Here is a 19938-nt window from a genome sequence, read left to right on the forward strand (position 1 = left end):
CCCTGTTGCGGGCCGGGGCGCGGCGCGCCCTGCCCTGATCTCGTCTTCCCCGCCGCCCGGCCTCATGCCGGAAGGCCGGCCTTGCGGTAGCCCTCGACGAAATGCGCCCGCGTCGCGGCATCGCGGAACGGCTCCGTCTCGGCCCATTGGCTGGTCGAAAAATGCGGGTTCGCGACCAGGAACAGTTCCACCTCCGCCCGCGCCTCGTCGAGCCGGCCGAGCTGGGCAAGGCTTGCCGCCAGGAAGCGGCGCGAGCCCGTGCGGTAGGTCTCGTCCCGGGTCAGCGTCTCGACGGCGGCCTCATAGGCGCCGGCGGCATATTGCGCCTGGCCGAGCGTCAGATAGTACCAGCTCGCCGGATAGGGATTGAGCCGGAACGCCTTGCGGATCTGCTCCAGCCCCTCCTCGATGCGCCCGGCAAGGACGAGGATGTCGGAGAGGGTGGCGAAGGTGTCGGCCTCGTTCGGATCGAGCGCGATGGCTCTCGCGAATTCCGCATCCGCCTCCTCGAAGCGGCGCTCGTAGGCGAGCAGGTTCGCCAGCACCCAGCGGCAGCCCGCATCGTTGGGATCGAGCGCAACGGCCTTTTCCGCAAGGGCAAGGGCAAGACGGCGGGCCGGCTCCTCCGGCTCGCCCCAGTGCACCCAGCCCATCCAGTGGTTCATGGCGAGCCAGCGATAGGCCTCGGCATAGTGCGGGTCGAGCGCGACGGCACGTGTCAGCATCAGGTGCGCCTCGCGCGCCGTCTGCGGCGAATCGTCGATCAGCTTGCGCGCCCGCACGCACAGGTCGTAGGCTTCGAGGCTGTTCGGCCGGTTGCGCGGCGGCGGGGCGCGCAGGCGCCCGAGCAGCGCCTCGACGATCTTGCCGGCGACCTCGTCCTGCACGGCGAAGATGTCGTCCAGGCTGCGGTCGAAACGTTCGGCCCACAGGTGGTCCCCGTTCTGTGCATCGACCAATTGCGCGTTGATGCGCACGCGCCCGCCGGCATGTCGCGCGCTGCCCTGGAGCAGGTAGCGCACGCCGAGATCCTCGGCGATGGCGCGCACATCCGCCGCCCTGCCCTTGTAGGCGAAGACCGAGTTGCGGGCGATGACGAAGAGGCCGGGCATGCGGGAAAGGTCCGTGATGAGATCTTCCGTCAGACCGTCGGAAAAGCTCTCCTGCTGCGGATCGCTGCTGACATTGACGAAGGGCAGCACGGCGATCGACGGCCTGTCGGGCAGCGGACGGGGCATGCGATCCACCCGATGCGGCGCGATGGCCCCGGTGAAGCGATAACCGACGCGCGGCACCGTCGAGATCCATTCGCCGCCGCCTTCGGCCGGGCCGAGCAGCTTGCGCAACTGGGCGATCTGGACGGTGAGGTTGCCCTCCTCGACGGCCGTACCCGGCCAGGCCGCATCCATCAGCTCGGCCTTGCCGAGGATTTCGCCAGGCCGCCCGACGAGCGCGGCAAGCAGCTTCAGCCCGCGATGGCCGACCGCAACGGGGTCGTCGTTCCGAAGGAGCGTTCCCGCACCGGAATCAAGCACGAACGGACCAAAGGCAAAGCGCGCTCCCTGCATAGGGCGCATCTATAACCGGTTTTGGAAGTTTTTGAGAACTTTTTGGGAAGGTTTAAGGACGGTTCCCGTCCGCCTCCCGCACAATCCAGCCTTCAAGACGGGCCAGCCGCCGGAACCCGGCCGGCCCGGCAAACCCGATGGAGGTTGCCATGACCACGATATCCTCGCACGCAAGGCCGATCGCCCTGCCCGTCCCCGCGACCCTTGGCGCCCTTCTGGCCGCCTGGGACGCCCGCCTGCGCTTTCGCTGGGACCTCGCGCGCAAGGCGGCGGAAACCCCGCACCTGATCGACGATATCGGTCTCACGCGCGACGAGGTCGCCGCGGAGATCGCCAAGCCGTTCTGGCAGGTATAAGACGGGATCATGTCGAGGTTTGCATGACGGCCGAAAGCACGACAGCAGGTGAGGAGCGCGGCCTCCCATGGGCCGCGATGGCCGGCATCATCGCGACCGTCTCGGTCTTCGCCCTGGCGCAGGGGCTGACCTATCCGCTGCTCAGCTTCATCCTGGAGCGGCAGGGCACGACGCCCGGCCTCATCGGCCTGTCGGCCGCCATGACGCCGCTCGGCTTCATCGTCTCGGCGCCGCTCATTCCGGTGCTCGCGCGGCGCGTCGGCGCGGCGCGGCTGGCGGTCCTGTGCGCGCTCCTCGCCGCGCTCATCCTTGCGGCCATCGGGCTCGTGCAGGACGTGCGGGCCTGGATGCCGCTGCGCTTTCTCCTCGGCGTCTTCGCCAATCCGCTCTATGTGATCAGCGAGACCTGGCTGATCGCGCTCACGCCCGCCGCGCGCCGCGGCCGCATCCTCGGCCTCTATTCCTCGGTCGTCTCGGGCGGCTTCGCCATCGGCCCGCTGTCGCTCGGCCTTGCGGGCACGACGGGCTGGGCGCCGTTCTTCGTCGGCATCATCGCCTTCGTCCTGTGCAGCCTGATCGTGCTCGCCGTCGCCCGGCGCCTGCCGGACATGCCGCGGGAAGGCGAGACGGCATCGGTCGGCGGCATTTTCTCGCGCGCGCCGCTCCTCCTCTTCGCGGTCTTCACCGCGGCGGCCTTCGAGCAGACCTTCGTGTCGCTCTTTGCGGTCTATGGCGCGGCGCTCGGCAGCGGCGAGGCCCGCATCGCCGCGCTCATCACCGTGTTCATCGCCGGAAACGCCGTGCTGCAGGTCGTGCTCGGGCGCATCGCCGAGCGCTGCGGGGCGGCGCGCACCATGCTGGCCTGCGCCCTTGCCGCGCTTTTCTTCTGCCTGCTTTTGCCGCAGGTCTTTGCCGCCTGGCCCGTCTGGCCGCTGCTCTTCGTCTGGGGCGGGGTCTCGTTCGGCATCTACACCATGGCGCTGATCCAGCTTGGCGAGCGCTTCACCGGCCAGGCGCTGATCGCCGGCAATGCCGCCTTCGCCCTCGTCTGGGGCCTCGGCGGCATTGCCGGCTCGCCCGCGACGGGCCTGGCCATGCAGCTGATCGGCCACCAAGGCCTGCCGGCCGCGCTCGGCCTCCTGTGCGCCGTGCTGGCGCTCCTCTTGATGGCGCGGCGACGGCGGGCCTGATCGCCTTTATGCGGTCTTGTTCGCCTCCAGCTTGTCCTGCGTCTTCGTGTCGAAGTCGGCGGCGTCGTGGCGTTCGTGCAGCTGCTCGGACGGATCGCCGCTCAACCGGTTCACCATGCGGCCGCGCTTGACCGCCGGGCGGGCCGCGATCTCGGCCGTCCAGCGCTGGACGTTGCCGTAGCTCTGGACATCGAGGAAGGTGCCGGCATCGCCATAGGCCTGGTTGAGCGCGAGGTTGCCGTACCACGGCCAGATGGCCATGTCGGCGATCGTGTAATCGTCGCCGGCCATGAACCGGTTGTCCGCCAGATGCCGGTCGAGCACGTCGAGCTGACGCTTCACCTCCATGGCATAGCGGTCGATGGCATATTGGATACGCATCGGCGCATAGGCATAGAAATGGCCGAAGCCGCCGCCGAGGAAGGGCGCCGAGCCCATCTGCCAGAACAGCCAGTTGAAGGTTTCCGTGCGGGCGCGCAGCGCGCTCGGCAGGAAGGCACCGAACTTCTCGGCGAGATAGAGCAGGATGGAGGCGGATTCGAAGACGCGCACCGGCGCGCCGCCGCCCGTCGGCGCGTGGTCCATCAGCGCCGGGATCTTGGAATTCGGATTGACCTCGACGAAGCCGGAGCCGAACTGGTCGCCATCGCCGATGCGGATGGGCCAGGCATCGTATTCGGCGCCCGCATGGCCCGCAGCCAGAAGCTCCTCCAGCATGATCGTGACCTTCACGCCGTTGGGCGTGGCGAGCGAATAGAGCTGCAGGGGATGCCTGCCGACCGGCAGGTCCTTGTCATGCGTCGGGCCGGCGATGGGGCGGTTGATATTGGCGAAGGCGCCGCCATTGCCCTTTTCCCAGGTCCATACCTTCGGGGGCTCGTAGCCGGCGGGGAAATTGTCGGCGGGGGATTTCTCGGTCATGAATCTATCCTTGTCTTTGCCCGAACGCATCCGGCTGCCGGATGCACCTTGCTCCATATAGGAAGGCGATTGCGTTTTCTTATCCCCTCCCGCGGCTCCCGTGCAATGCAGGGTCATCGCCTCTGACGTTCGACGGTGCTGCACATCCCCTTCTCCCCCGCGGGGAGAAGGTGGCCCGAAGGGTCGGATGAGGGGGTGGCTCATGCGGATCGTTTGCGCCTTCGGCACCCCCCTCATCCGCCTGCCGGCACCTTCTCCCCGCGGGGGAGAAGGGGAAGAAGGCGATGGCCCGCCTTCAGCAGGGCAGGATCACGCCCGGGATGGCGCGGGGCTATGGCGGATGCCGGGCGGTTGGCGCATAGTCCGCCGCCGAGAGGCAAGACACATGAAATACGATTACTGCGTCATCGGCGGCGGCATCGTCGGGCTGGCAACGGCTATGCGGCTTCTGGAGGAGCGTCCCGGCAGCAGCCTGGTCCTCCTGGAGAAGGAGGCGGCGGTCGGCCGGCACCAGACCGGCCACAACAGCGGCGTCATCCATGCCGGCATCTACTATCCGCCCGGCAGCCTGAAGGCCGAGCTGTGCCGCGAGGGCGCGGCCGCCACCAAGGCCTTCTGCGCCGAGAACGGCATCCGCTTCGAGACCTGCGGCAAGCTTCTCGTCGCCACCTCCGATCTCGAAATGCAGCGCATGGATGCGCTTTACGAACGCTCGAAGCAGAACACGATCGAGGTGCACCGCCTCGGCGCGGACGAGTTGAAGGAACGCGAGCCGAATATCCGCGGCCGCGGGGCGCTCTTCGTTCCCGCGACCGGCATCGTCAGCTATGCCGAGGTCTGCGAGGCCATGGGACGCCGCATTGCGGCCCTCGGCGGCGAGATCCGCCTGTCCACCCGCGTGACCGGCATTCGCGAGGCACCGGACGCGGTGACCATCGGGTCGGAAGGCGGAAGCTGGCAGGCGCGCAAGCTGGTGGTCTGCGGCGGCCTCCAGTCGGACCGGCTCGCCCTTCTCGCCGGCCTGTCGATCGAGCACCGCATCGTGCCCTTCCGCGGCGAATATTACCGCCTGCCCGCCGACAGGAACGACATCGTCCACCACCTGATCTACCCCGTCCCCGATCCCGCCTTGCCCTTCCTCGGCGTCCACCTGACGCGAATGATCGACGGCAGCGTGACGGTCGGGCCCAATGCCGTGATCGGCTTTGCCCGCGAGGGCTATCCGCGCCTTTCCGTCAACCTTTCCGACATGGCCGACTACGCGCTGTTCCCCGGCTTCTGGAAGACCGTGTTCGCCAACCGGAAATCGGCCGTGACGGAGCTGCGCAACTCGCTCTGGAAACCGGGCTATCTCGCGCAATGCCGGAAATACTGCCCGGGCCTCGGGCTTGCCGACCTCCTGCCGCACGAGGCCGGCATCCGCGCCCAGGCGGTGGGGAGGGACGGCGCCCTCATCCACGATTTCCTGTTCGTCCAGACGGAGCGCATGCTGCATGTCTGCAACGCGCCCTCCCCCGCCGCCACCTCCGCCATCCCGATCGCCCGGATGATCGCCCGCCGCACGATGGAGACGCCGTAGCCGCCCAGCCGGAAAGGGCGGTGCGATGACTTCGCTGCGATGCCCCCTGGCGCCTTCAGGGCGCTTGCGTGGACCGAAGAGGGCGGGCCTTCCGCCTTTGCCTTTTGCCGAATCGCCCGGGTGCCGCTAGAGCAGGACGCACACAACGGGACCGGAACATCCTTGAAGACCATCGCGATCGATTTCGAGACAGCCAATGAACAGCGGGCCAGCGCCTGCTCGGTCGGCCTTGCCTGGATCGAGAACGGGCGGGTGGTGCGCGTCGAGGAGCGGCTGATACGGCCGAAGAGCATGCGCTTTTCCTCCTTCAACATCGCGATCCACGGCATCCGGCCGGAACATGTCGAGGACGCGGGCGAGTTTCCCGAAGTCATGGACGAGTTCGCCGACGATTTCCGGAACGCCACGATGATCGCCCACAACGCGGCGTTCGATTTCAGCGTCTGGCGCGCCTGCCTCGATCAGTACCGGCAAGGCTATCCCGAGCTTCGTTATCTCTGCTCGGTGAAGATGGCGCAGAAGGTCTGGCCCGATCTCGGATCCCACAAGCTCAACGTGCTCGCCGCCCATCTCGGCCTGAGCTTCGCGCACCACAATGCGGCCGAGGACGCCGCGGTCTGCGCGGAGGCCGCCCTCTCGATCGCGCGATCGCTCAAGGTGGACAGCGTGCAGGACGTGCCGGCGCGGATCGGCATGAAGGCGGGCCGGCTGTTTGCCGGCGGCTACGAGGCCTGCACCTGCCGCAGGTTCTGACCGGCGGCCCTGCCGCCGGCCTCGTTTTCCGCCTTGCAAAAGCCCGCATCTGGTTGAAAAAAGAGCCGCGTCATCGCAATGCGGGGCGCTCCCGCACTATCGCCAAGATTTTTTCTATCTTCGCTTTTCATTCCTGGATTGTACGCAGCCGAAACTCTACGTACCGGTCCAACACCGCCGGCTGTCATTCGGAGCAACAATGTTCGCACGCAACAAGGCATGGTCCAGCGCGGCCGGGGCCGTCTGGCTTTTGATCACGGTAGCCACTAGCGGATCTCAGGCCGCATGGGCGCAGACGGCGGATGCTTCCAGCCCGCCGCTGGAATTGGCCGGCGTCGACGTCACGCGCGTCGAGCCGCGCGACATTGCCAGCGACGTGCGGATCTCCGGATCGCTGGCGCCGATCCGCCGGTCGACGCTCGCCGCGCGCGTCGCCTCGACGATCGTCGAGCTGCCCGTCAAGGTCGGCGATGTCGTCCGCAAGGGAGACCTTCTCGTTCGCTTCGACACGCGGGCGCTCGAATCCACGCTGACCGTGCGCCGGGCTTCGGCGGAGGCCCTGGCCGCGCAACTGCAGCTCGCCGAATCCGTCCTGCGCCGCACCACCAGCCTCGGGCAGAGCGGCGCGTCCACGGAGGCGGCGACCCTGGAGGCCGAGGCCAATGTCGCCAATCTCGCCGCCCAGCTTCGCTCGAAGCAGGCCGAGATCGCGGATGCCGAGCGCGACCTCGCCGATGCGCAGGTCCGCGCCGTGTTCGACGGCGTCGTCGCCTCGCGGCCCGTCGAGCAGGACCAGACGGTGGCGCTCAACACCGAGCTCCTCACCATCGTCGATCTCTCCAGGATGGAGGTGGATGCGGGCGTGCCGACCAGCCGCATTCCCATGGTGCGGGTCGGCCAGCCGGTCGAGCTCACGGTCGAGGGTTTTGCGGACAGGACCTTCTCCGGCGCGGTCACGCGCATTTCGCCCACCGCCGTCGCCGGCTCGCGGGCCGTGCGGGTCTTCCTGGCGATCGACAACAACGACCGCACGCTGAAGGGCGGCATGTTCACGACGGGCATCCTCAAGGTCGACGAGCGGAAGGGCGTCATCGCCCTGCCGAACGCGGCGATCCGCCAGGACCAGACGGGCAGCTTCGTGCTCAAGGTGACGGAAGGCGTGCTGCGCCGCCAGCCGGTCGTGCTCGGCACGGCATGGACGGACCGGGGCCTCGTCGCGGTTTCGGGGCTTGAAACCGGCGACGTCGTCGTGTCCGCGCCGCTGCCGGCGCTGGAGGCGGGCATGCCGGTCGTCGTCGAGGGGCTGTAAGCGATGTTCCTCACGCGCATCAGCGTCCGCCATCCCGTCTTCGCCACCATGATGATGGTGACGATCCTGGTCATCGGGCTGTTCTCCTATTTCCGCCTCGGCGTCGACCAGTTCCCCGAGACCGACCTTCCCATCGTCGTCGTCACCGCGAGCTATACGGGCGCCTCGCCCTCGACCGTGGAAAGCGAAGTGTCGCGCCCGATCGAGACGGCGCTGAACACGATCGGCGGCATCGACACGATCATCTCCGAATCCTACGAGGGCCGCTCCGTCGTCGTCGTGCAGTTCGAGCTCGACGTGGATTCGCAGGTGGCCGCCCAGGAGGTGCGCGACCGCGTCGCGCGGCTGGAGGCGAGCTTCCCCGACGCGGTGGACACGCCGCAGGTCACCCGCTTCAATCCGGACGACGCGCCCATCCTCTCCATCGCCGCCTCGTCCTCGAAGCGCACGCTTTCGGAGATCACCACGCTCGCCAACCGCGTGATCACCAACCGGCTCAGCGTCATCGCCGGCGTCGGCCAGATCTCGCTGGTCGGCGGCAGCGAGCGCCAGGTGCTCGTTATGGTCGATCCCGACCGCCTCGAAGCCTATGGCATCGCGGTCACCTCCGTCATGGACGCCATCCGCAAGGAGAACCAGGACCGCGCCGCCGGCACGCTGATCTCCGGCATCAACCAGCGCATCGTCACCGTCGAGGGCCGCGTGCCGGATGTGGCGGGCTTCAACGGCATCATCGTCGCGCAGAGCGGCGGCTATCCGGTCTATCTGTCCGACGTCGCGACGATCCTCGACATCGGCGCCGAGGTGACGAGCCGCGCCACCTACCAGGGCATGCCCTCGCTGGGGCTGGACGTCGTCAAGGTGCAGGGCGCCAACACCGTGGAAGTGGCGCGGGAACTGCGCAAGGAGATCGCGGCGCTGAATGTCGAGCTTGCCCGCGAGGGCGTCGAGCTGAAGGTGACGCGCGACAATTCCCGGCCCATCGCCGCCCAGGTGCAGGAGGTCCAGCGCACCCTGATCGAGGGCGGCGTGCTCACCGTGGTGATCGTCTTCCTGTTCCTCAATTCCTGGCGCTCGACCGTCATCACCGGGCTGACCCTGCCGATCTCGGTGATCGGCACCTTCGCCCTCATCCATGCGCTCGGCTTCACGCTCAACACCATGACGCTCATGGCGCTGTCGCTGTCGATCGGCATCCTGATCGACGACGCGATCGTCGTGCGCGAGAACATCACGCGCCATCTGCACATGGGCAAGAGCCATGTGGATGCTGCCCTCGACGGCACGAACGAGATCGGCCTTGCGGTTCTCGCCACCACGCTCTGCATCGTCGCGGTCTTCCTGCCCGTCGCCTTCATGGGCGGGCTCATCGGCCGGTTCTTCCTGCAGTTCGGCGTGACCGTCGCCGTCGCGGTGCTCATCTCGCTCTTCGTGTCCTTCACGCTCGACCCGATGCTGTCGAGCGTCTGGTACGATCCGCAGTCCGAGGTGAACGCCAAGCGAGGCCCGCTCGGGCGGCTGATCGCGCGGTTCGACCGCTGGTTCGAGCGCCTCGCCGACCGGTATCGCCGGCTCATCCGCTGGACCTTCCGCTATCGCAAGACGACGGTCTTCGTGGTCATCGCGCTGTTCTTCGCAAGCCTGATGCTCGTGCCGCGCATCGGCGCGGAATTCCTGCCGCCGGCCGACCAGGGCGAGGTCTCCATCGCGCTGAAGGCCACCGAGGGCGCGTCGCTGGACTACATGGCGGCGAAGGTCGGCCAGGTCGAACGGGCGCTGCGCGAGTTCGACTATGTCGACACCATCTATTCCACCATCAATGCCGGCGGGGCGCGCGGCTTCAACGAGGCGACGGTGGCCGTCCAGCTCAAGCCGAGCACCGAGCGCTCGGTGACGACGGCGGCCAGCATGGAGCCGTTCCGCAAGCGCCTCGCCTCCATTGCCGGCCTGGAGGTCTCCATCGGCCAGAACACGGGCATGGGCTCGTCGCAAAAGCCGCTCCAGCTCTCCGTGCTCGGCGACGGCGAGGCGGAACTGCGCCGCATCTCCAACGAGATCACCACCGCCCTTGCCGCCATCCCCGGCGCGACGGAGGTCGAATCGTCGATCGAGAACAAGCGCCCGACGCTCGCCGTGCGGATCCGCCACGAGGCGGCGAGCGACCTCGACGTCTCGATCGCGGCCATCGGCGACACCCTGCGCCCGCTGGTGGCGGGCGATGCCATATCCGTCTGGAACGCACCGGACGGGGAGACCTACGATGTCGTGGTGCGCCTGCCGGCGACGGGCCGGCGCGATGCCGCGCAGCTTCGCGACCTCACCATCGCCACCGGCCGGACGGACGAGAACGGCAAGCCGATCACCGTTCTGCTCGACCAGGTGGCCGACGTCATCGAAAGCACCGCGCCGGACGCCATCACGCGCAAGGACCTCTCCCGCGAGATCCGTATCGAGAGCAATATCGAGGGGCGCGCGCTCGGCGACGTGACGGCGGACCTCAACGCCGCCATCGCGAAGATGCAGATCCCGGCGGGCTACCGCATCAGCTTCGGCGGCGATGCGGAAAACCTCCAGGAGAGCATGGGCTATGCGCTCCAGTCGCTCGCCCTTGCCGTCATCTTCATCTACATCATCCTCGCCTCGCAGTTCGGGTCCTTCCTCCAGCCCGTCGCCATCATGATGACGCTGCCGCTGTCGCTGATCGGCGTCTTGATCGGCCTTCTCGTCACCGGCTCGACGCTCAACATGTTCTCGATCATCGGCTTCATCATGCTGATGGGCCTCGTCACCAAGAACGCGATCCTGCTCGTCGACTATTCCAACCAGGGCCGGCGAGAAGGCAAGAGCCTGCAGGACAGCCTGGCGGATGCCGGCGCGGTGCGCCTGCGGCCGATCATCATGACGACACTGGCGATGATCTTCGGCATGCTGCCGATGGCCATCGGCCTCGGCGAGGGCGGCGAGCAGCGCGCCCCGATGGCCCACGCCGTCATCGGCGGCCTCATCTCCTCCACGCTCCTGACGCTCGTCTTCGTGCCCGTGGTGCTGACGCTGCTCGACCCGGTCGGCGCGCGCGTCGCCGGATGGTTCCCCAGGGGACCCCGCCACCGGGAGCGGCAGGCCGAGGAGGACGCCGCCCTCCAGCGCCCTTGAAGCGCCCCGTCCCGGGGGCGGGCCGAGCCGCGGAAACGGCCCCGCGGGACGGCAAAATCGCCGGTTTAGGGAACCTTCCCGGCCCCCGGCCGTTTACGGTGCATTGCGAAAAAGTCCGCCAGCGCTGCCCGCTGGCGCAAAATTCCTCTTTTTCGGGTTCAACGCGCCCTCGCAAAGCCCTCATGCAATGAGGGGCGCGGCCCACAAGGTAGTACCGATTTCATGGCTCGTCTCGTCGTCGTTTCCAACCGCGTTCCCATTCCCGACAAGAGCGGGACTGCGCCTGCCGGCGGCCTCGCCGTCGCCCTTCAGACAGCGCTGGAGGCGCGGGGCGGGCTCTGGCTCGGCTGGTCCGGCCGGTCCTGCGCGGATGATGCGGTCGGGCCGCTGCAGAGGCTGAAGGAGGGCAATATCGAATACGCGCTCACCGACCTCACCGAGCGCGACGTCGAGGAATACTACCAGGGCTTTGCAAACCGGGTGCTCTGGCCGATCTGCCACTACCGGCTGGACCTTGCCGAATACGGCCGGCGCGAAATGGCCGGCTATTTCCGCGTGAACCGCTTCTTCGCAAACCGCCTCCTGCCGCTCATCGAGCCGGACGACCTGATCTGGATCCACGACTACCATCTCATCCCGCTGGCCGCCGAACTGCGCCGGCAGGGCGTGACCAACCGGATCGGCTTCTTCCTGCACATCCCCTGGCCCGCGCCCGACGTCTTCCACGCCATGCCCGTGCACGAGGAGATCCTGACGAGCCTGACGGCCTATGACGTGCTCGGCTTCCAGACGGAGCACGATTGCGAGAACTTCGCCGATTGCCTTTTCCGGCGCGGCCTCGGCAAGCGGCTCGATACGTTCCGCTTCGTCGTCGGCGAGCGGGCCTTCACCGCCCGGTCCTATCCGATCGGCATCGAGACGGACGATTTCGCCGCGCTGGCGAAACGGGCGGCCGAGACCGCGCTGCACAAGCGCATGCTGCAGAGCCTCGACGGCAAGCAGCTCATCATCGGCGTCGACCGGCTCGACTATTCCAAGGGCATCACCCAGCGCATCGACGCGCTCGAATCCTTCCTCAACCGCCACCCCGACAGCCAGCGCAAGGTGACGCTGCTGCAGATCACGCCGAAATCACGCTCCGAAGTGCCGGAATACGAGGCGATGCAGCGGGCCGTCGCCGAACAGGCCGGCCGCGTGAACGGCGCGCTCGGCACGGTCGACTGGGTGCCGATCCGCTACATCAACCGCTCGCTGCGCCGCCCGGCGCTGGCCGGGCTCTACCGCATGGCCAAGCTCGCCCTGGTCACGCCGCTGCGCGACGGCATGAACCTCGTCGCCAAGGAATTCGTCGCGGCCCAGAGCGAGGAGGACCCGGGCGTCCTGCTGCTCTCCCGTTTTGCCGGCGCGGCGCAGGAGCTGAAGGAGGCTGTGCTCGTCAATCCCTACGACGTCGAGGGCACCGCGGACGCCATGGCCCGCAGCCTCGCCATGCCCGTCGAGGAGCGCCGGGAGCGCTGGAAGGCCATGATGAAGACGCTGCGCGCCAACGACGTCTTCACCTGGTGCAACACGTTCCTCGATGATCTCGCCGGGGGACCCGCGGCGCAGAAGGCGCGCGCCGCCTCCGTGTCGACCTCCGTCAGGCCTGCCGAGACACGCGTGCAGACCCAACGGAAGGCCACGTCGGTATCCTTCGCGCGCTGGTCGTAGCCGGCCTCAGCAGGCGCCGCCGTCCCCGGCCGCGCCGTGCTGCCGGAAAGCCGACAGGAACCGGGTGGCTGCCTGTTCGAGGTTCGCCAGATCGTATCCGCCCTCCTGGATCAACAGGACCGGCAGATTAAGCCGCCCGAGCACGTCGCCCATCGTCCCGAAGGCCCCGGCGGTCAATTGGAGGCCCTGGGCCGGGTCGCTTGCCAGGGCGTCGAAGCCGAGGGAAACGATCAGGACCGCGGGCCGATGGGCGAGCGCGGCGTCGAGGCATGTCCCGAATGCGGTGAGATAGGCCGCATCGCCCGTGCCCTCCGCAAGGGGATGGTTCAGCGTGCGGCCCGGGGCGGATCGCCCTCCCGCCTCGTCGGCAAAGCCGGTGAGGTGCGGATAGTAGCCGGCAGGGCTCCTGTGCAGGGAGGCGAAGAAGGTGTGCGGGTCCTCCCAGAATATATCCTGCGTGCCGTTGCCGTGGTGGACGTCGACATCGATGAGGCTTGTCCGCCCGAAAGACGAGGCAAGCGCCCGTGCGGCTATGGCGGCATTGTTCAGATAGGTCGCGCCGCCGCCGAAATCGCGGCCGGCATGATGGCCCGACGGCCGGCAGAGGGCATAGGCCCGCCGCTCCCCTTCCTGGATGAGCGCGGCGGCGGTGAGGGCCACCTGCGCCGCCCAGTACGCGGCCTGCCATGTGCCCGCGCCGACGGGGGTGAGCTGGTCGCGCAGATGAAACCCCGCTTTGGCGATCGGCGACCAGTCCGGCCGGTAGGCATCGGGACGGCTTTCGAAGACGGCGGGCGCGAGCGACCCGTGTCCAGCGCCTTGCGATGCGGCGAGGAAGTCGAGATAGCGGTCCGTATGGACGGCCGCCAGCGGCGTCATGCCGTGATCGACGGCGTCGACGACCGCAAGCCCGGCGCGCCGCACCGCCCGCAGCAGCGCGTCGAGGCGTTCGGGCACGTCCCGGCTCGGCCGGGCAACGCCGCGTTCGACGACGGTGCCGGGGCTGTGCAGCCGGTGCCGGTCGGAATAGACCGCCTTCATGTCAGGCGGGGATCAGCACGGCGTCGCGGCTGTTCCAGCCGAGCGAAATGGCCTGCGCGGGCGCGATATCGATGCCCGTGCCGGCATTGGGGATCTTGGCGACGAGCGTCGCATTGTCCCCGAAGCGGACATGGACCCGGCGATGGTCGCCGAGATAGATGACCTCGTCGACGGTCCCGGAGACGCGGTTGCTGCAGGCCGCGGCCCGGTCGAGATAGAGCCGTTCCGGGCGCAGGGAGACGATGACGGGCTGGCCCTTCGAGAAGGCCGCGCTGCTGGAGACGCTGATGAGCTGCCCGTCCTCCGTGCGCACGCCGTATTCATCCCCCTCGCCGCTGACGATCCGACCGGTGAACCGGTTGTTCTCGCCGATGAAGCCGGCGACGAAGGCCGTCGCGGGCCGCTCGTAGAGCTCGCTCGGCGGGGCAAGCTGCTCGATCCTGCCGGCATTGAACACGGCGACGCGGTCGGACATGGTCAGCGCCTCGGACTGGTCGTGCGTGACATAGACGACGGTGATGCCGAGGCGCTCGTGGAGATGCTTGATCTCGAGCTGGAGATGTTCGCGCAGGTTCTTGTCGAGCGCGCCGAGCGGTTCGTCCATCAGCACCACATCCGGCTCGAAGATGATGGCGCGGGCGAGCGCGATGCGCTGCTGCTGCCCGCCCGAGAGCTGGGCGGGCTTTCGCTCGCCCATCGCCCCCATCTGGACCATCTCCAGCGCCTTTCGAACGCGGCCGGCCCGCTCCCCCTTCGCGATCTTGCGCACCCGCAAGGGGTAATCGAGGTTTTCGGCGACCGTGAGGTGGGGAAAGAGCGCATAGTTCTGAAAGACCATGCCGATGTTCCGTCGATGCGGCGGCACGGCGTCCAGCGATCGCCCGTCGATCCGGATGCTGCCGGAACTCGGTGCCTCGAAACCCGCCAGCATCATCAGGCTCGTCGTCTTTCCCGAGCCGGACGGCCCGAGCATGGTCAGGAACTCGCCCTTCGCGATGGTGAGGTTGAGATCGTCGACCACGAGGTTGCGACCGTCGTAGCTCTTGTCGATGTTGAGGAATTCGACGTAGTTGGAGGATGACATTCCGGTTCCCCTTTTATCTGTCATGCGGCCGCGTGGACCGCGGGACGGCGCTGCGCCCAGGGGCGCGCCTCTTCCAGTTGCGCCGCGAGCTGAAGCAATGTCGCCTCGTCGCCGAACCGGCCGGTGAACTGCGTGCCGACGGGCAGGCCGTCGGCCGTCCAGGAGAGCGGCACGCTCATTGCCGGCAGGCCCGCCATGTTCGCGAAGGTGGTGAAGGCCAGAAATTCGAGGAAGCGCTCCATGACCGCCTCGCCGCCATGCCTGTCGGCATCGAAATGGCCGAGTTCGGGCGGCGGCGTGCCGAGCGTCGGGGTCAGCCAGACATCGACGTCGAGCAGGAAAGTCGCCAGCGTCCTGCCCGTCATGTGGAACCAGTTGAGATCGACGAGATAGTCGGCGGCCGAAATCCGCGAGCCGACGCCGTAGAGATACTGGTTGAAGCTCTCCACCTCGGCCACGAGCGCGGACGGGTCCTCGCCGCGGCTTCGCGCCAGCGCGGTGATCGCGCGCGTCGCCGTCATCGCCCAGAACCGCTTGTAGAGGGTGCGGTAGGTTTCCCCGTCGATCGACGGCGCGCAGTCCACGACCTCGTGGCCGAGGCTTTCGCACAGGCGCGCCGTGTCGATCGCCGCCGCCACGCAGTCGGGATCGACCGTCGTGCCGAGCAGGGAGGCCGTGGTGAGGCCGATGCGCAGGCGGCGCGGTTTCGTCCGGATCGCATCCGCATAACGGCCCGAAGGAGACGGCGCGGTGTAGGGATCGCCGGGCATCGGACCCTGTGTCGCATCGAGGAGGGCGGCGCTATCGCGCACGCTGCGGGACAGGACATGCTCGTTCACGATCCCGCCCGTGCTGTCGCCGAGATCCGGACCCAGCGTGATGCGCCCGCGGGAGGGTTTCAGCCCGAAGACGCCGCAGCAGGATGCGGGAATGCGGATGGAGCCCGCACCGTCGCCGCCATGCGCCGCCGGCACGATGCCCGCCGCCACCGCCGCGCCGGCGCCGCCGCTCGAACCGCCGCTCGACCGCGCGACGTTCCAGGGATTGCGCGTCGGGCCGAACAGCTTCGGCTCGGTGGTGCCCAGCGTGCCGAATTCGCACAGGTTGGTCTTGCCGAACGTGCTGAGGCCGGCCGCACGGTAGCGGCGCATCAGCTCGCTGTCCCGGGCGGGCACGAAATTCCGGGTCAGCCGGGATGCGCCGGTGGTCGGCACGCCCTTCATGTGGCAATAGAGGTCCTTCACCAGGAAGGGCGCCCCGGCGAAAAGGCTGTCCTTGGCCGCCTGCGCGGCTTCCGCGCGCGCCTCGTCATGGAGCGGTGCGATGATCGCGTTGATCGCGGGGTTCACCTGTTCGGCGCGCCGGATGGCCGCCTCGACCAGCTCCCCCGCCGTGACCTGCCCCGATTTCACGAGATCCGCCTGCGCCGTGAGGTCCAGATCGCCAAATTCATCCATCGTCACGCCCTCACGCTGCAAGCCGGTCGGCGGCATCGTCGAGCGCCGCCGCTATGCCGTCGACGAGCTGGTCGACCTCCTCCGGCGTCATGACGAAGGGCGGGCATAGGGAGATGACGTCGCCCATGTTTCGGATCATGACGCCATGCGCCCGGCAGCGCTGCTCGACAAGCGCGCCGACCTTCAAGGCGGGATCGAAGGGCGTGCGGCTCGCCTTGTCGGCCACGAGCTCGATGCCGGCAAGGAAGCCGGTCCCCCTGACCTCGCCGACGAGGACATGGCCCGCGATGCGCGCGTCGAGCGCGGCGAAGAGCCGGCGGCCGAGCTCGGCGGCCCGTCCGGGAGCGTCCATTTCCCGGTAGATGCGCAGCACATCGGCCGCCACCGCGGCGGTGACCGGATGGCCGGAATAGGTGAAGCCGTGGCCGAAGACCCCGATGCGGTCGGCCTCGTCGGCAATCGCCTGGTAGATGGGATCGCCGATCACCGCCGCGGCGATGGGCAGGTAGCCCGAGGACAGGCCCTTGGCGACCGACATCATGTCCGGGACGAAGCCGCAGGCCTCGGACCCGAACCACTTTCCGGTTCGCCCGAAGCCGGAGACGACCTCGTCCGAAAGAAGCAAGATGTCGTGCTTCGTCAGAAGCTGCCGCAGCGCCGGGAAATAGCCCGCCGGCGGCGGGACGACGCCGCCCGCCCCCATGATCGGCTCGGCGATCATCGCGGCGATGGTTTCCGGCCCTTCCGCTTCGATCAGGGCTTCCAGCGCGGCGATCAGCCGGGCGCAATAGACCTCCTCGCTCTCGTCCGGCAGGGCGTTGCGGTAATAGTGCGGCTTTTCCGTATAGATCACGTTGAGGCCGGGCATGTTGAAGCTCTCATGCATGTGCGGCAGCCCGCCGAGGGCCGCCCCCATGACGGTGCTGCCGTGAAAGGCGCCCTTGCGGCTGATGATCTTGCGCTTGCCGGGCTTGCCGCGCGCGACATTGTAGTACCAGGCGAGCTTGATCATCGTGTCATTGGCTTCCGAGCCCGAATTCACGAGGAAGACCTTGCTGCCCGGAATGGGGGAAAGCGTCGCGATCTGCTCGACGAGTTCCACGGTCGGGTCGTTCGAGCGGTGATTGAAGGTGTGGTAGGTGGCGAGCCTGCGCATCTGGCCTGCCGCCACATCCGCAAGGCGCTCGCTGCGGAAGCCGAGCGAGGCGCACCAGAGGCCTCCCATGCCTTCGAGATAGCGGTTTCCCATCTCGTCGACGACATAGCAGCCCTCCCCCGCCGTGATCACCAACGGGCCCTCGGCCTCGTGCCGGCGCGGATTGGTCTGGGAATGGAAGTGGTACGCCATGTCGCGCGCCCGCAGCGAGTTATGCAAGGTAGCCTCCGGAACCGTGTTTGCTATTTTATAAGTTATAAGTTATCAGAAAGCGCATGCAAGCGAATTTCGCCGAGGGCGGAAAACTTTTTGCAACGCCCCGCCCATGGCGAGCGATAAGATATAAGCGATTGGCGGCTCCGGGCATTTCAGCTAGAGCTGCGATAAAGACGAGGAGAATGCCCATGAGCGTTATGGAGATGCAGCCCGGCGAGGTGGGCAGCCTGTCCGCCCGGATCTACACCAAGGTGCGGGAAGGCCTCATCGTCGGCAATTTCGCGCCGGGCGACCGCCTCCTCATGCAGGACCTGGCAGAGCAGCTCGGCACCAGCGTCACGCCGGTGCGCGAGGCCTGCCTGCGGCTCGTCAGCGAGCAGGCGCTGGAACTGCGCTCCGGCCGGTTCGTCACGGTGCCGGACCTCAGCCGCGCCCGCTACATCCAGATCAAGCTGATCCGCATGGCGCTCGAGGGGCTGGCGGCGGAACACGCCGCCGACCATGTGACCGCCGCCGATCTCGCGCAGCTCGAAGCCTTCCACGCCGCCTTCGTGAAGAACGAGAAGGCCGGCAACCTGGAGGCGGCGCGCTCCTCCAACCGGGCCTTCCATTTCGGCGTCTACCGCCTGTCGCGCATGCCGATGCTGGTCGGCCAGATCGAGAGCATGTGGGTCTCGATGGGGCCGATCCTCAACGTCTACTACCGGGAAATCCCGCACAACTATACCGGTGCGGAGGAGCACGTGCACCTCATCGAGGCCCTCAGGGCCGGCGACAAGAAGAAGGCCCGCCAGGCCATCGAGAACGACATCCAGCGGGCCTCGCCCAGTCTCCTGCGCTATTTCGAGGAACGCGGCGCCGCATGAACCCGGCGCCGGATTGATCCTAGACCTGAGCGATGCGCGGGGTGCGCAGGCCGGCGGTTTCCCCGCCGTCCACGGTCACGACCGTGCCGTTGACATAGGTCGACTGATCCGACAGCAGCCAGGCGACGACATCCGCCACCTCCTGCGGGGCGCCGAAGCGGTTGGCGGGGATACGCAGTTCGAGCTGCTTCCTGCGCAGGGCATCGCTCATGATCCTGTCCATCATGCGCGTTCCGATCTGGCCGGGGCAGACCGCGTTGAAGCGCACCTCCTCGCCGAATTCCAGCGCCAGCGCCTGCGTCAGGCCGATGACCGCGGCCTTCGAGGCGCAATAGACGGCAAGCCCCTCCTCGCCGGTCTTTCCGGCGATGCTGGCGATGTTGACGACCGATCCCCGGCCGCGCCGCAGGCCTTCCAGCGCGTGGCGGATGAAGAGGAACGTGCTGCGTGCATTGACCGCCAGCACCTCGTCCCAATCGTCCCGCGTGGCGGAGGCGAAGGAAATGCGCTTCGACATGCCGGCATTGTTGACGAGGCCCGCAAGCCGGCCCTCGCCAAGATCGAGCGCGCGGTCGACGACGCGCCGGCAGTCCTCTTCGCGGCCGACATCGCCGGGCACGAAGGTGATGCCGGGACCGATCTCTTCGAGCGCCCTGCCCGCCGCCGCATCGCGGCCCGTCGCCACCACCCGGGCGCCGGCCGCTGCAAGCTTCTCCACGCAGGCCCGCCCTATCCCGTGCGTGGCACCTGTCACGATGATCATGGTTTCACCCCTACAGATTGGCAATCGAACGGTTCGCCGCCGCGCGCTTCTGCGCCAGGGCACCGCCCCCCATCAGGACGATGGAGATGATCACGAGCAGTGTCGACATCGCCAGGATCGACGGATCGATATTGTCCCGGAGGCCGTCGAACATCTGGCGCGGCAGCGTGCGCTGGCCCGGCCCGCTGATGAAGAGCGCGACCACGACCTCGTCGAACGAGAAGACGAAGGCGAAGAGCGCGCCCGAGATGACGCCCGGCGCGATGAGCGGCAGCGTCACCGTGCGGAAGGCATGGAACGGGCTCGCGCCGAGGCTCGCCGCCGCCCGCACGAGATTCATGTCGAAATTCTTCAACGTGGCGGTGACCGTGATCAGCACGAAGGGCACCGCCAGGACCGCATGGGCGAGAACGAGGCCCAGGAAGGACGCGACGAGCCCCAGCCTGGCGAAGAAGAAATACATGCCGACGCCGCTGATGACGACGGGCACGATCATCGGCGAGATCACCACCGCGAGGATCATCGAGCGGGCCGGAAGCCGGCCGCGCGACATGCCGAGCGCCGCCAGCGTGCCCAGCACCGTGGAGACCAGCGTCGCGCCCACGCCGATGATCAGGCTGTTGAGGAGCGCCGACATCCAGGGCTGCGGCTGCAGGATCTTCTCGTACCATTGCAGGGAGAAGCCCGGCAGCGGATAGGACAGGAAGTTGGCCGAGCTGAAGGAGATCGGGATGATGACGAGCGTCGGCCCGATCAGGAAGACCATCGCGAGGCAGCAGAAGGCGATCTGCACGCGTCTCAAGGCAACAGGCATCT

General features: G+C 67.8%; 16 protein-coding genes. 8 read left to right on the top strand and 8 right to left on the bottom strand.

Features of this window, described 5'->3' with window-relative positions:
• Positions 1-62 precede the first annotated feature (62 nt).
• Complete coding sequence (locus EV665_RS15110) at positions 63-1568, bottom strand: winged helix-turn-helix domain-containing tetratricopeptide repeat protein (protein WP_133034692.1); 1506 nt, start codon at positions 1566-1568, stop codon at positions 63-65.
• Between the two features lie 149 nt (positions 1569-1717).
• Here EV665_RS15110 and EV665_RS15115 point away from each other — a divergent pair, with 149 nt between their 5' ends.
• Both EV665_RS15115 and EV665_RS15120 read left to right on the top strand, forming a co-directional pair.
• Positions 1718-1924 carry a DUF1127 domain-containing protein gene (locus tag EV665_RS15115; RefSeq protein WP_064333665.1) on the top strand — a complete coding sequence of 69 codons (207 nt, stop codon included), beginning with the start codon at positions 1718-1720 and terminating at the stop codon, positions 1922-1924.
• Between the two features lie 23 nt (positions 1925-1947).
• A complete protein-coding gene (locus tag EV665_RS15120) occupies positions 1948-3114 on the top strand; it encodes an MFS transporter (RefSeq protein WP_133034694.1) in 1167 nt (388 codons plus the stop codon).
• A gap of 6 nt (positions 3115-3120) precedes the next feature.
• Here the strand turns inward: EV665_RS15120 and yghU are convergent, their stop codons facing one another.
• On the bottom strand, positions 3121-4035 hold the full coding sequence (gene yghU, locus EV665_RS15125; RefSeq protein WP_133034695.1) for a glutathione-dependent disulfide-bond oxidoreductase: 915 nt from the start codon (positions 4033-4035) through the stop codon (positions 3121-3123).
• A gap of 385 nt (positions 4036-4420) precedes the next feature.
• Here yghU and lhgO point away from each other — a divergent pair, with 385 nt between their 5' ends.
• The 5 genes from lhgO to otsA all read left to right on the top strand — a co-directional run bounded on the left by lhgO (position 4421) and on the right by otsA (position 12539).
• Entirely contained in the window at positions 4421-5614 is a 1194-nt protein-coding gene (lhgO, locus tag EV665_RS15130; protein ID WP_133034696.1) for an L-2-hydroxyglutarate oxidase, read from the top strand.
• Between the two features lie 162 nt (positions 5615-5776).
• The gene (locus EV665_RS15135; protein WP_064333477.1) at positions 5777-6367 is read left to right on the top strand and encodes a 3'-5' exonuclease; all 591 of its coding nucleotides are present in this window, start codon (positions 5777-5779) and stop codon (positions 6365-6367) included.
• Positions 6368-6566: 199 nt separating this feature from the next.
• A complete protein-coding gene (locus EV665_RS15140; RefSeq protein ID WP_133034697.1) occupies positions 6567-7676 on the top strand; it encodes an efflux RND transporter periplasmic adaptor subunit in 1110 nt (369 codons plus the stop codon).
• Between the two features lie 3 nt (positions 7677-7679).
• Positions 7680-10829 carry an efflux RND transporter permease subunit gene (locus EV665_RS15145; protein WP_133034698.1) on the top strand — a complete coding sequence of 1050 codons (3150 nt, stop codon included), beginning with the start codon at positions 7680-7682 and terminating at the stop codon, positions 10827-10829.
• Between the two features lie 222 nt (positions 10830-11051).
• Positions 11052-12539: an alpha,alpha-trehalose-phosphate synthase (UDP-forming) gene (gene otsA, locus EV665_RS15150; protein WP_133034699.1), complete on the top strand. Its 1488-nt coding sequence runs from the start codon at positions 11052-11054 to the stop codon at positions 12537-12539.
• A 6-nt stretch (positions 12540-12545) separates the two neighbouring features.
• Here otsA and EV665_RS15155 read toward each other — a convergent pair whose 3' ends face one another.
• From EV665_RS15155 to EV665_RS15170, 4 genes are read right to left on the bottom strand one after another with little or no spacing between them, the layout of a single operon-like run.
• Positions 12546-13580: a histone deacetylase family protein gene (locus EV665_RS15155; protein ID WP_133034700.1), complete on the bottom strand. Its 1035-nt coding sequence runs from the start codon at positions 13578-13580 to the stop codon at positions 12546-12548.
• 1 nt (position 13581) lies between these two features.
• Positions 13582-14664, bottom strand: a complete 1083-nt coding sequence (locus EV665_RS15160; RefSeq protein WP_133034701.1) for an ABC transporter ATP-binding protein — start codon at positions 14662-14664, stop codon at positions 13582-13584.
• 20 nt (positions 14665-14684) lie between these two features.
• Positions 14685-16121: an amidase gene (locus tag EV665_RS15165; RefSeq protein ID WP_133034702.1), complete on the bottom strand. Its 1437-nt coding sequence runs from the start codon at positions 16119-16121 to the stop codon at positions 14685-14687.
• A gap of 10 nt (positions 16122-16131) precedes the next feature.
• The gene (locus EV665_RS15170) at positions 16132-17496 is read right to left on the bottom strand and encodes an aminotransferase (RefSeq protein WP_133034703.1); all 1365 of its coding nucleotides are present in this window, start codon (positions 17494-17496) and stop codon (positions 16132-16134) included.
• A 185-nt stretch (positions 17497-17681) separates the two neighbouring features.
• On the opposite strand from EV665_RS15170, the gene EV665_RS15175 reads away from it, so the two are divergent.
• Positions 17682-18359: a GntR family transcriptional regulator gene (locus tag EV665_RS15175; protein ID WP_064333471.1), complete on the top strand. Its 678-nt coding sequence runs from the start codon at positions 17682-17684 to the stop codon at positions 18357-18359.
• A 19-nt stretch (positions 18360-18378) separates the two neighbouring features.
• Here EV665_RS15175 and EV665_RS15180 read toward each other — a convergent pair whose 3' ends face one another.
• Positions 18379-19122 carry an SDR family NAD(P)-dependent oxidoreductase gene (locus EV665_RS15180; protein WP_133034704.1) on the bottom strand — a complete coding sequence of 248 codons (744 nt, stop codon included), beginning with the start codon at positions 19120-19122 and terminating at the stop codon, positions 18379-18381.
• A 10-nt stretch (positions 19123-19132) separates the two neighbouring features.
• On the bottom strand, positions 19133-19936 hold the full coding sequence (locus EV665_RS15185) for an ABC transporter permease (RefSeq protein ID WP_064333469.1): 804 nt from the start codon (positions 19934-19936) through the stop codon (positions 19133-19135).
• Positions 19937-19938: the final 2 nt, after the last annotated feature.

It is taken from the genome of Shinella granuli (genome assembly GCF_004341885.1).
Classification (GTDB): domain Bacteria; phylum Pseudomonadota; class Alphaproteobacteria; order Rhizobiales; family Rhizobiaceae; genus Shinella; species Shinella granuli.